Annotated in this window: 9 protein-coding genes; 5 read left to right on the top strand and 4 right to left on the bottom strand. The window is 30.0% G+C overall.

The features are described from left to right. The first annotated feature begins 71 nt into the window (after positions 1 to 71). The gene (locus tag Q0L44_RS10050) at positions 72 to 1346 is read left to right on the top strand and encodes an amidohydrolase family protein (protein WP_296638056.1); all 1275 of its coding nucleotides are present in this window, start codon (positions 72 to 74) and stop codon (positions 1344 to 1346) included. A gap of 12 nt (positions 1347 to 1358) precedes the next feature. Here the strand turns inward: Q0L44_RS10050 and Q0L44_RS10045 are convergent, their stop codons facing one another. Then, the gene (locus Q0L44_RS10045) at positions 1359 to 2864 is read right to left on the bottom strand and encodes a hypothetical protein (protein ID WP_296638054.1); all 1506 of its coding nucleotides are present in this window, start codon (positions 2862 to 2864) and stop codon (positions 1359 to 1361) included. Between the two features lie 43 nt (positions 2865 to 2907). Beyond that, the gene (locus Q0L44_RS10040) at positions 2908 to 3942 is read right to left on the bottom strand and encodes a glutaminyl-peptide cyclotransferase (protein ID WP_296638053.1); all 1035 of its coding nucleotides are present in this window, start codon (positions 3940 to 3942) and stop codon (positions 2908 to 2910) included. 229 nt (positions 3943 to 4171) lie between these two features. On the opposite strand from Q0L44_RS10040, the gene Q0L44_RS10035 reads away from it, so the two are divergent. Together Q0L44_RS10035 and Q0L44_RS10030 are read left to right on the top strand one after the other, a co-directional pair. Then, on the top strand, positions 4172 to 4423 hold the full coding sequence (locus tag Q0L44_RS10035) for a type B 50S ribosomal protein L31 (RefSeq protein WP_015482265.1): 252 nt from the start codon (positions 4172 to 4174) through the stop codon (positions 4421 to 4423). A gap of 96 nt (positions 4424 to 4519) precedes the next feature. Further along, positions 4520 to 5188 carry a class I SAM-dependent methyltransferase gene (locus Q0L44_RS10030; RefSeq protein ID WP_296638048.1) on the top strand — a complete coding sequence of 223 codons (669 nt, stop codon included), beginning with the start codon at positions 4520 to 4522 and terminating at the stop codon, positions 5186 to 5188. Positions 5189 to 5266: 78 nt separating this feature from the next. On the opposite strand, the gene gcvP is transcribed toward Q0L44_RS10030, so the two are convergent. Further along, positions 5267 to 8152 (bottom strand): aminomethyl-transferring glycine dehydrogenase, encoded by a 2886-nt coding sequence (gene gcvP / locus Q0L44_RS10025; RefSeq protein ID WP_296638046.1) that lies wholly within the window; start codon positions 8150 to 8152, stop codon positions 5267 to 5269. Positions 8153 to 8338: 186 nt separating this feature from the next. On the opposite strand from gcvP, the gene Q0L44_RS10020 reads away from it, so the two are divergent. Then, positions 8339 to 9160 carry a hypothetical protein gene (locus Q0L44_RS10020; RefSeq protein ID WP_296638044.1) on the top strand — a complete coding sequence of 274 codons (822 nt, stop codon included), beginning with the start codon at positions 8339 to 8341 and terminating at the stop codon, positions 9158 to 9160. Between the two features lie 140 nt (positions 9161 to 9300). Beyond that, positions 9301 to 11193: a phosphoglycerate dehydrogenase gene (gene serA, locus Q0L44_RS10015; RefSeq protein ID WP_296638042.1), complete on the top strand. Its 1893-nt coding sequence runs from the start codon at positions 9301 to 9303 to the stop codon at positions 11191 to 11193. Between the two features lie 35 nt (positions 11194 to 11228). Here the strand turns inward: serA and Q0L44_RS10010 are convergent, their stop codons facing one another. Next, entirely contained in the window at positions 11229 to 12416 is a 1188-nt protein-coding gene (locus Q0L44_RS10010) for a C40 family peptidase (RefSeq protein WP_296638040.1), read from the bottom strand. Between the last annotated feature and the right edge of the window lie 11 nt (positions 12417 to 12427).

Here is a 12427-nt window from a genome sequence, read left to right as displayed (position 1 = left end):
TATTGTTTCCTATTTATAATTAACAGCAAATTACTTATTTTTTCATACATTTAAGAATTAAATTAAGATAAATGAAGAAATTATTTTTAATCGTTTTTACGATTTTAATTGCACAAATTATTTCAGCACAAACTAGCTATATTTTATGTGGTAAATTGTTGGATACCAAGTCAGGAAAAATATATAAAGAAAAAACTATTATAGTAAAAGACAATAAAATTACAGCAGTAAAAGATGGGTATATCTTGCCTAAAAGTGCCAATTTAATAGATCTAAGAGATAAGGTTGTTATGCCAGGTTTAATAGATATGCATGTGCATTTAGAAATGGAGTATGATGATAAAACTAGGATTAATAAATATATTTTAGATGAAGCAGATGTTGCTTACAATTCTGTGAAATTTGCTGAAACCACTTTAAAAAATGGTTTTACAACAGTTAGAGATTTGGGAGGTTCAGGCGTAAATATTTCGCTAAGAAATGCAATTAATGCAGGTAAAATACCTGGGCCAAGAGTTTTTACAGCTGGAAAAGCATTGGCTACAACAGGTGGTCATGCAGATCCAACAAATGGTAGTAGTAGAGTTTTAATTAGAAATCCAGGACCTAAAGAGGGGGTTGTAAACTCAGTAGAAGATGGTAAAAAAGCAGTTAGACAACGTTATAAAAATGGTGCTGATTGTATTAAAATTACAGCTACTGGAGGTGTGTTAAGTGTTGCTAAATCAGGAGATAATCCTCAATTTACAATCGATGAAATTAAAGCTATTTGTGAAATGGCTAAAGATTATGGCATGCATGTTGCAGCTCATGCTCATGGAGATGAAGGTATGCAAAGAGCTATTATTGGTGGAGTTAAAACTATCGAGCATGGAACATACATGAGCGAAGAAACTATGAATTTAATGATAAAACACGATGCTTATTTAGTGCCAACCATTACAGCAGGTAAAGAGGTTGCTGAAAAAGCAAAAATAGATGGTTTCTATCCAGATATTGTTGTGCCTAAGGCTTTAGCTGTTGGCCCTAAAATACAAGGTACATTTGGTAGAGCTTATAAAAAAGGTGTAGGTATTGCTTTTGGTACAGACGCAGGTGTTTTTAAACATGGTGTAAATGGTAAAGAATTTGGTTTTATGGTAGAAGGTGGTATGCCAGCAATGGAAACTATTCAAGCAGCTACTATTACAAATGCTATGATTTTAAACATGTCTGATGAAATTGGTCAGATTGCAGAAGGGTTTTTTGCAGATATTATTGCAGTTAATGATAACCCATTAGAAAACATATCTACAATGGAACATGTTGTTTTTGTAATGAAAAATGGAGTTATTTATAAAAAATAAATTGAATCATTTTTAATCAAAAATAATATTTTGATAAGCCCCAATTGCAGGAGTGTTTTCTCTATTTACACCTAAGATGTCTAATGCAAATGGTGTTATAATTGCTTTTTGAATAGCTGCAGATTCTTCTCCAATGATAAAGTCCTCATTTCGGGAGTTTCTAAAATCTGAAAACCCATTAATAATATTATTTTGGTAATTTGTATTTAAAAAGTTCATCTCTAAATTCCCAGTAAAAGAATTATTAATGTCATTAAAAGAAATTAAACAGTTTTTAATATTATAATTAAATAGACTGCCATCTACTTTGTCGATTAAGAATTCTATATTTGTATTGCCTTCAAAAATACAATTTGTAAAATTTGCAGCATTTAAATCTTTAGCAACTGTAATTTCGTTTCCATTATCGTCCAGGAATACGAAAAAATTATTGATTAAGACAGCAGGTAGCTGTCTAATTCCATTATTCCAAAAATTAGCAAATGTGGCATGTGTAAAATTATAAGTACCGCCAACTGTGGCAGCTAATGATGCTTGACCTGCAGAGCCTACAACTACATTGTGTGCTTCAATATTTGTTTCTCTAGCTAAGATTCCAAAATTAGAGTTGTTGTAAATTTCGGAGTTTTCTAGTTTTAGAGTAGGTGAGTTGTCTGAGCCTACACTATCAATTAAAATGCCAATAATTCCATTTCTTATTTGAGCGTGTTTAATTTCGTTGTTTTTACTTCCTGCACGCATCCAAATGGTTCCCCATTGACCAGGAACTTTACTAAAACTATTTTCTAAACGATCTCCTTGAAAAGTAACTTTTTCACTTATTGTACCATTTACTTGCAAAGTTGCTTCTTTGTCTATAATTAAGCCAGAATTAGCATGAAAGTAGATTCGTGAACCTGCATTAATAGTAAGTGTTTTATTTGCGGAAACAGCTGCATAGCCATAAATAACAGTAGGTTTTGTATTTGTTATAGTGAGTTCTGAGTCCTCTAAAAATCGACCTTTAATAGTGGTTGCTTGGCCATCCAAAGTAAGGCTATCAATTTTCATTGATATAGGATTTTTTCTTGGAAAAATAAAGTTGGCATCTTGTACTAAGGTTACTAAATCTACGTCTTGTTGATTTGTTCCAGTATCAAACAAAATACGATCTGTATATAAAGGATTTGTTATAGAGCTAGCATCAATGGTAGTTTCGACGAAAACAAATATGCTATCTTCTGCAAGAATATCTATGTTGTTAAATTCTTTACCAGGTATACCATCTACATTTAATCTGTAGTTAGAAGAGGTTCCATTTTCTAGTGCAATTCTTGGTATTGTAATAGCATTATTTTCTCTATTGTAAACTTTTAGATTATAAGTTGCAGAACCAATATTAGTGAATACTGTATCTAAGAAAACAGTGTCTTTAGAAAATTCTAAACTGCCAAAATTTGGTATAGTAGAAAAATCTTTTCTGCAAGAACTAACTGTAATTAAAGCAAGACAAATTAGAAACGAAATAAAATAACGCATAAAACAGTTTTTATAAAAATAGAACTTTTAAATGATTGATTTATTATTTTTTGGTCAATTTGATTTCATATAAATTACCCCAATTTTTTCCTGTTACAAAAAGTCTATTTTTTTCAGGATCATAAGCAATACCATTTAAGACTTCATCATTTTCTACTAGTTCTTGAGTTTTTCTCATGTCAGCTTCTAATCCTTTTAGATTAATTAGCCCTTCTACAACACCATTAATTGGATTTATTATTGCTATTACTGGTTTTTGATAATAATTTGCATATAGTTTACCATTAATAAATTCAAGTTCATTTAATTGACTTAAGGCTCTATCATGTGTGTAGGTTTGTATGGCTCTTTTCTCTTTTTGACTTTTTTTATCTAAAAACCAAATTTTGTGAGTTCCATCAGACTTTATAAGTTCTGTTTCGTTTTGTGTTAATCCCCAGCCTTCTTTACTTTGCTGGTATTTAAACTCACCTTCATATTTGAACGTTTTTAAATCATAAACAAATCCTTTATTGCTCTGCCAGGTTAACCAAATAATTTTATCATTTACAATTGTTATTCCTTCACCAAAATATTTGTCTTCAAGCTTTACTTTTTGCAGTACTTTACCGGTTTTAATGTCAACTTTTCTTAGTGATGATTGTCCATGTCTACCTGTAGATTCATATAAAAATCCGTTCTTAAATTCTAGTCCCTGTGTATATGCGTTTATATCATGAGGAAATGTATTTACAATTTCGTAATCGTAAATAATAGGTTTTTTATTAGCAAAAACTTCGAAGGAGTTATTTGTTTTTTTTGATTTTCCAGGATAAAAAATTAATGCAGACACTTGGTGTTTTCCTAAGCCAAAATCTGAAGTATTTATAGTTAAAGAGTTGCCATTCGATTCTATTTCTTTACTATCTATATAATATTGTACTTTGTCTACTATTTTATTATTCTTTTCACTTAAAGTAATTGTAATTTTTTTATCTAAAGTTGTTTTGTTGTCTACTTTTAATTTAAAATTATAAGTATCATCACAACTGGTGAATAGTAGGACAATGAATGAGGCTAAAATGACTATTTTTTTCATTTTTTTATAGATTATAATTCTTGCTTAAATTAATTTCATGCTATTAATTTGCAAAGGTTTAGGTGTAATTTGAATGTAATTTTAAATAAAAGTAATTTATTTATTTGTTAATTGAAAAATATCCTTAAATTTGCATCCTCAAAATAGTAAATCTGTTTTGATATTAATGGATAAAACTTTACCAACTTTATTCTGCAAACATAACATTTAAGAATTAAAATATTATAAAATGAAAAAAGGAATTCATCCAGAAAATTATAGAATGGTAGCTTTTAAAGATATGTCTAATGAAGATGTTTTTTTAACACGTTCTACTGTAGACACTAAAGAGACTTTAGAAGTTGATGGCGTAGAGTATCCTTTAGTAAAATTAGAGATTTCAAGAACATCTCACCCATTTTACACTGGTAAATCTAAACTTATTGATGCTGCAGGTCGTATTGATAAATTCAAAAACAAATACAAGAAATTCAAAAAGTAAATCTTTTAGGATTCTTAAAAATAGAAACTCCAACATTAAATTGTTGGAGTTTTTTTATTTTTACTATTGTATAAAAATAAAAAGAGTAATTTTAATTTGAAAACTGAATACGATAGAAATAAAAAAAAAACATGGCCAACTAAAAAGGCAATGGAGCAGATTTACGACCAAAATCTTTGGGGAGGCAATAAGGATGAGTTCTATTCTGGATCAGGATCACATAATCCAATAATAGTAGAACCTTATTTGGAGGTTGTCATAAATTTTCTTAAAAGCTTTCAAGAGCCAATTACAGTTTTAGATTTAGGTTGTGGAGATTTTAATATTGGTGGGCAACTATTTGCTTTCTCTAAAAAATTTATAGCTATAGATATTGCAGTAAATGTTATCAATTATAATAAAGCAAAATATTCTCATAACAACTTAGAGTTTCAATGTTTAGATATTTCTAAAGATGATCTACCTAAGGCTGATGTAGTAATTTTAAGGCAAGTGCTACAACATGTTTCTAATGAAGAGGTTCAATCAGTTTTAAATAAATTAAAAGAGTATAAGTATGTTATACTTACAGAACATTTGCCTAATCAAGAGTTTATACCAAATAAAGATATTATTTCTGGTCAAGGCATTCGAATTAAAAGTCAAAGTGGTTTAATCATTACTGAAAGTCCTTTTAAATTTAAGTGTAAAAAACAACAAGAATTAGCATCAACTATTTTAGATAACAATAAAGGTGTAATTAAAACTTGGCTTTTTACTTTATAGTTAATTTTAATTGATAGCCTAAAAGTGAAAAAAACCACTTTATAAGGTGGTTTTTTTATTTTTAATAGATTTTATATTTTACATATAATCTTCTATAGGATTACAAGAACATATTAAATTTCTATCACCATAAGCATCATCAACTCTTCTTACAGTTGGCCAGAATTTATTGTCTGCTATGTATTCTAATGGAAAAGCAGCTTGCTTTCTAGAATATGGGAAATCCCATTCATCATTAGTTAACATTTCTTGAGTATGAGGTGCATTTTTAAGAGGGTTATTTCCATTTTCTTTGTCTGCGTTTTTTATCTCTTCACGAATTGCAATCATCGCATCACAAAAACGATCTAACTCTGCCAAACTCTCAGATTCAGTAGGTTCAATCATCATTGTTCCATTTACAGGGAAAGAAACTGTTGGGGCATGAAAACCATAGTCTATTAGACGCTTTGCAATATCAACAACTTCAATTCCATTTTGTTTAAAGTCTCGACAGTCAATAATCATTTCATGAGCTGCCCTTCCTTTTTCACCTGTATATAAAGTGTCATAATGACCATTTAAACGCTCCTTAACATAATTTGCATTTAAAATGGCATTCTTAGTTGAGTTTGTTAATCCTCTAAAGCCAAGCATTGTAATATACCCATATGAAATTAAACAAGCTAATGCAGACCCCCAGGGAGCTGCAGATATTCCTGTAATTGGTTTCTTACCTCCAACTTTTACGATTGGATTTGTAGGTAAGAAAGGTACTAGTTGTGGAGCAACACAAATTGGGCCAACTCCAGGACCACCTCCACCATGTGGAATTGCGAATGTTTTATGTAAATTCAAGTGACAAACATCTGCACCAATAGTGGCAGGGTTTGTTAAACCAACCTGAGCATTCATATTTGCACCATCCATATAAACCTGACCTCCATGATCATGGATGATTTTTGTAATTTCCTGAATTTCGCTTTCAAATACTCCATGAGTAGATGGGTAAGTAACCATTAATGCAGCTAAATTATCTGAATGCTTTTCTGCTTTTTCTCTTAAATCAGCCACATCAATATTTCCATTTTCTGCAGTTTTAGTTACGATAACTTTCATACCAGCCATTACTGCAGAAGCAGGGTTTGTACCATGTGCAGAAGCAGGAATGATACATATGTTTCTATGAGAATCGCCTCTTGATTGATGATAGGCTCTAATTGTCATTAAACCAGCAAACTCACCTTGAGCACCAGAATTTGGTTGTAAAGATGTACCAGCAAAGCCTGTAACTATATTTAATTGGTGTTCTAACTTCATTAATACCTCTTGGTAACCCCTTGCTTGGTACAATGGAACAAAAGGATGAATGTTACCCCATTGAGGATTACTTAAAGGCAACATCTCTGAAGCAGCATTTAGTTTCATTGTACAAGATCCTAAAGAAATCATAGAATGATTTAAAGCCAAATCTTTACGCTCTAATTTTTTAATGTAACGCATCATATCTGTTTCAGATTGATACGTGTTAAAGATTTTATTATCTAAGAATGAAGTTTTTCTTGCAACTTTATCTGCAATTACTTCAAAATCTGAATGAAATGGTTCTTGAGTTAATATTCTTGAGAAGCTATCGTAATTTTCTTCTTGTACAGGATTTGGTCTTTCTTTTAGTTGACCAAAAAGTGTAAATAAGTTCATTAAATCTTTTTCTGTAGTAGCTTCATTTAAAGATAGAGAAACTAAATGATCAGAAACATAGTTAAAATTAACTTTAAAAGATTCTGCGACAGGTTTTAAACGTATTTCCTCGATTTCTATTAAAAGTGTATCAAAATAACTGGTGTTTAATTGTTTAAAACCAGCTTTTTCTAAATAGTCTGCAACTAATTTTGTTTTGTTGTGAACAGTGTCTGCAATGTATTGAATTCCATCTTTACCGTGATAAACTGCGTACATACCAGCCATAACAGCTAATAATACTTGAGCAGTACAAATGTTAGATGTTGCTCTTTCACGCTTAATATGTTGTTCTCTAGTTTGCAATGCCATTCTTAGGGCACGCTTACCATTCATATCTTTAGTTACTCCAATAATTCTACCAGGAATACTTCTCTTATACGCTTCTTTCGTAGCAAAAAAGGCTGCATGAGGTCCTCCATAACCTAATGGGATTCCAAAACGTTGAGTTGTACCAACAACTACAGATGCACCAAATTCACCTGGTGCTTTTAATTTTACTAATGATAAAATATCTGCAGCAACAGCTACTTTAATATTATTGTTGTTTGCCTTAGCAACAAAATCTTCATAATCAAATATTTGACCTAATTTCCCTGGGTACTGTAAAATTGCACCAAAGAAATCATCATCAAAAGTAAATTCTTCATGATTACCTACAATTAATTCAATTCCAATTGGTGTAGATCTAGTTTGTAATAATGATAAGGTTTGAGGTAAAATTTCTTCAGAAACAAAAAACTTATTGGCTCCTGCTTTTTTCTTTGCACGCTCTCTAACATCAAAAAGCAAAGCCATAGCTTCTGCAGCTGCTGTACTCTCATCTAATAAAGAAGCATTAGCCAGTTCCATACCTGTTAAATCACAAACCATAGTTTGATAATTTAATAAAGCTTCTAAACGTCCTTGAGCAATTTCTGCTTGGTAAGGAGTATAAGCTGTATACCAACCTGGATTTTCTAAAATGTTACGTTGTATAACACTCGGTACTATTGCTTCATGATAACCTAAACCTATGTAGCTTTTAAAAACTTTATTTTTCTCAGAAAGTTCTTTAATATGAGCTAAGTACTCATATTCACTCATGGCTGGTGCTAAATCTAAATCGTCTTTTAAACGAATATTATCTGGCACAGTTTCATTAATTAATTGCTCTAAACTATCTGCTTTAATAGCTTTTAACATTGTTTCTTGCTCCTTATTACTAGGACCAATGTGTCTTAATTGAAACGAATTAGTGTTCATTAAATAAAGTTTAATTTAGATAATTTTTAATCGATTTTATAGCTAATTAAATGTTGAAAATTAACTCGATTTTTAAAACAACAAAAATAAGGATTCTAGAGGGTATAAATTTGATATTTTAACAACAAATAATGTTAATTATTAACTAAATCTAAATGTTATTAACAGATGCATTATTTTTGTGAAATGAGGTTTCTTAAAATTGTTTTCGATTTTTACTTAAATGCAAGTATTCATGTGGCTTTTGCTGTGTTTGCTTTTTTAAAAATCACCGAAATTTATTTTAATTTGCCTTTCAATCAAGATTTAGATTATTTTATATTTTTTGGTACTATTACAGGTTACAATTTTGTAAAATATGCAGGAGTTGCAAGACTGCACCACAGAAGCTTAACAGATAGCTTAAAAGTAATTCAGGTGTTTTCTTTAATTTGCTTTTTGTTGATGTGCTATTATGCCTGTAAAATAAAAGTTGAAACTCTAATTATTTCTATTCCCTTTAACATACTTACTATTTTGTATGCAGTGCCTTTTTTAAGTGGTTTGGCTAAAAACTTAAGACAGATTAGTTATTTAAAGGTAATTATAGTCGCTTTTGTTTGGGCAGGATTTACAGTATTATTGCCTCTTGAAGATGCTGAGGTTTCTGTTGATGTGAATACCATAATTACATTTTCACAAAGATTTTTATTGGTAGTAGTTTTAATTTTACCTTTTGATATTAGAGATGTAAAATACGATGCTATTTCACTACAAACAATTCCCAAAAAAATAGGAGTAAATCAAACTAAAAGACTTGGCTTGCTACTTTTAATTTTATCGTTAATTTTAGAGTATTTATTTCCCTCTTCTAACAGATTGAATACGCCATTTATGTTGTTCTTTTTTCTGGTTATAATTTTTTTAATGCGATCTAAAATTGAACAAAGTAAATATTACAGTTCTTTCTGGGTAGAATTATTACCTATAATTTGGTGGCTATTTCTTTTAGGATTTCTCAATTTTTAAAAGGATAAATGTATATTTTTCAATTTTTGATTAAAATACTCTTCTTTTAAAATTGATATCATAAAACTCAAAATGCACCTTATATTTCTTGGTTTAATTTGTAGATTTACTCTTTTAATTTCAATTAAGAATTAACCATAATGAGCACTACAAAAAGAAACTATATTTTCGATTTTGATAGCACTTTAACAAGAGTAGAAGCTTTAGACGTTTTAGCAGAAATTACGTTAGAAAACAATCCAAAGAAAGAAGAAATTATTCAAGAAATCATAGATATTACCAACCTTGGTATTGATGGTGAAATTTCTTTTACAGAATCTTTAGAAAGAAGAATTAAGTTGTTAGAGGCAAATGAAGCAGATTTATCTCAGTTAATTACAGATTTAAAAAAGCAGGTATCCTCTTCTATAGAAAGGAATAAGGATTTTTTTGAGCTATATTCAAACGATATTTATGTAATTTCTTGTGGTTTTAAAGAATTTATAGATCCAATTGTAAAAGAATATAACATCCCTTCAGAGAGAGTTTTTGCAAATACGTTTAAATTTGCAAGTGATGGAAAAATTGTTGGTTTTGATGATGAAAATCCATTATCACAGCATAATGGAAAAATTCAATGTTTAAAAGACATGAATTTAGATGGAGAAATACAAGTTATTGGAGATGGTTATAGTGATTACGTAACTCGTGAAGCAGGAGTAGCAGATAAGTTTTTTGCTTACACAGAAAATGTATCCAGAGATAAAACAACAGAAAATGCAGATTATATTGCACCTAATTTAGATGAATTTTTATACGTAAACGATTTGACACGAAATATATCTTACCCAAAGAACAGAATTAAAATTTTACTTCTTGAAAACATACACTCAGATGCATTTGATAAGCTATCTAAAGATGGTTTTTCTGTAGAAACGATCTCTAAAAGTTTATCCGAAGATGAGTTAATTGAAAAAATTAAAGATGTTCACGTTTTAGGAATTCGTTCTAAAACTAATGTTACTCAAAAAGTAGTAGATGCTGCAGAAAAGTTAATGGTGGTAAGTGCATTCTGTATTGGAACCAAGCAAATTGATTTAGAAGCTTGTAAAGAAAAAGGAATTGTTGTGTTTAATGCACCTTATAGTAATACACGTTCTGTAGTTGAGTTAGCTATTGGAGAAATTATTATGTTAATGCGTTCTGTGTTTCAGAGAAGTACAGAAATTCACAATGGTCAATGGAGAAAAACATCAGAAGGTTCTAGAGAAGTTCGTGGTAAAAAATTAGGTATTGTTGGTTATGGAAACATTGGTTCTCAACTATCAATCTTGGCAGAAGCCTTAGGGATGGATGTTTATTATTATGATGTTGAAGATAAGCTAGCTTTAGGTAATGCTACCAAATTAGATACCTTAGAAGAATTGTTGTCTATTTCTGACGCAGTTAGTTTACATGTAGATGATAATTCAGCCAATAAAAATTTCTTTGGAGATAAAGAAATAGCGCAAATGAAAGATGGTGCACATTTAGTAAATTTATCTAGAGGATTTGTGGTAGATATTCCAGTTTTAGTAGAAGCTCTAAAAAGCGGTAAATTAGCAGGAGCTGCAGTTGACGTGTATCCTGAAGAACCAAGAAAAAATGGTAAATTCTTAACAGAATTAAAAGGCTTAGATAATGTAATTTTAACTCCACATGTTGGTGGTAGCACAGAAGAGGCTCAAAGAGATATTGCAGATTTTGTACCTAATAAAATTATGGCTTACATAAACTCAGGTAATACTGTAGATGCTGTAAACTTTCCAAATATTCGTTTGCCTAGACAAACAAATGCACATCGTTTTTTACATATTCATAAAAACAAGTCTGGAGTTATGGCTAAGATTAACGAGATTTTAGCTCAATATGATTTAAATATTACTGGTCAATATTTATCTACAGATCCAAAAGTTGGTTATGTAATTACAGATTTAGATAAAGAATATAACAAAGAAGTAATAGAAAAATTAAAAAATGTAGAAGGTACAATTAAGTTTAGAGTTCTATATTAATAAAAAAAAGCCTCTCAATTTTGAGAGGCTTTTTTTTATAATTTTAATTCATCTTTCAAATCGATGATATTCTTGTCTTTCACGCCTAAATAACGTCTGCTTCCTAAATATCTATTTTTATTCTTTTCATCAAATAGAGCATTGTTCTCATCCATAGAACTAATATGCACATTTCCTGAAGAATGTATAAATTCCATTTTATTATTACCTAGCCAAATACCAACATGCACAACTCTTTGCTTTTTATCTTCTGTAGCTTTTGTGCCAAAAAATAGTAAATCACCTTTTTGTAAATCAGAAAAATCTAAATCATTGTCAACAATTTTACCTGCATTTATTTGTTGAGATGCATCTCTAGGAATAACAAAACCATTTAATAAATAAGTCATTTTTGTAAAACCACTGCAATCCATTCCCTTGCTAGAGGTTCCTCCCCATAAATAAGGGAATCCCAACATAGATTTAGCCGTTTTTTCTATACTTTCTTGCGATGCTGTTGTATTTATTAACCATTCAGTTAAAACTTTAGCTTCGTCTTTCTTAACAAAACCCTTTCTTTTATCTGGATACTCTACTTCATAAGTATTTCTGTTTTCAGAAATGTATTTTAAAATACCTCCAAGAGTAATGTCAGAAATTATACCATCTGTTGTTGCAATACTGTCATACACAAAACCAGCTGAATTTGTGTAAATAATCTTTTTGGAATTAGACCAATTATCGAATTCGCCTTTATTCATTCTGTAAATTCCACCTTTATCAACCCACGAAATATAACCATCAGGAGTTTGTATTCTGTAAAAATCCTCGTTTTTGTCTAGTACTTTTAATGACATTCCTAACAATCCTTGCGTACCTAATTCAGCTGAATGTTTAGGTTCAGACCTTATGTTTAATACAGAGTTGTTACCTATGGCATACATTTCGTTTCCAATAATTGTGTCTGGTAAAACGCGAATTTTATTTAAAAAGTCGATCTCTAAACTTTTTAAACTATCTAACAATTTTTGATAACCTATTTTAGAATCGGTTTCACCACTTACAATAACTTTATCATTATCATAATCTACTTCAATATCATAAACTGTTACTCTTTTGTCTGGAGCATATTGTTCTTTAATACTTTCGTTTACACCCTGTAAACCAGTAACTAATAAATAATTATTATTGCAAGAAATAAACAAAATTGCAATAAAATAAAAGAGTTTTTTATCAAAATTCATAAGGGATTTTT

It is taken from the genome of Polaribacter sp., from assembly GCF_024639685.1.
Taxonomy (GTDB): domain Bacteria; phylum Bacteroidota; class Bacteroidia; order Flavobacteriales; family Flavobacteriaceae; genus Polaribacter.
This window is presented reverse-complemented; position numbering and strand designations above follow the sequence as displayed.

Bases quoted from the DNA above. Each gene is read 5' to 3' on its own strand.
- Q0L44_RS10035 (WP_015482265.1), top strand. From the start codon at position 4,172: ATGAAAAAAGGAATTCATCCAGAAAATTATAGAATGGTAGCTTTTAAA.
- serA (WP_296638042.1), top strand. From the start codon at position 9,301: ATGAGCACTACAAAAAGAAACTATATTTTCGATTTTGATAGCACTTTA.
- Q0L44_RS10050 (WP_296638056.1), top strand. From the start codon at position 72: ATGAAGAAATTATTTTTAATCGTTTTTACGATTTTAATTGCACAAATT.
- Q0L44_RS10020 (WP_296638044.1), top strand. From the start codon at position 8,339: ATGAGGTTTCTTAAAATTGTTTTCGATTTTTACTTAAATGCAAGTATT.
- Q0L44_RS10045 (WP_296638054.1), bottom strand. From the start codon at position 2,864: ATGCGTTATTTTATTTCGTTTCTAATTTGTCTTGCTTTAATTACAGTT.
- gcvP (WP_296638046.1), bottom strand. From the start codon at position 8,152: ATGAACACTAATTCGTTTCAATTAAGACACATTGGTCCTAGTAATAAG.
- Q0L44_RS10040 (WP_296638053.1), bottom strand. From the start codon at position 3,942: ATGAAAAAAATAGTCATTTTAGCCTCATTCATTGTCCTACTATTCACC.
- Q0L44_RS10010 (WP_296638040.1), bottom strand. From the start codon at position 12,416: ATGAATTTTGATAAAAAACTCTTTTATTTTATTGCAATTTTGTTTATT.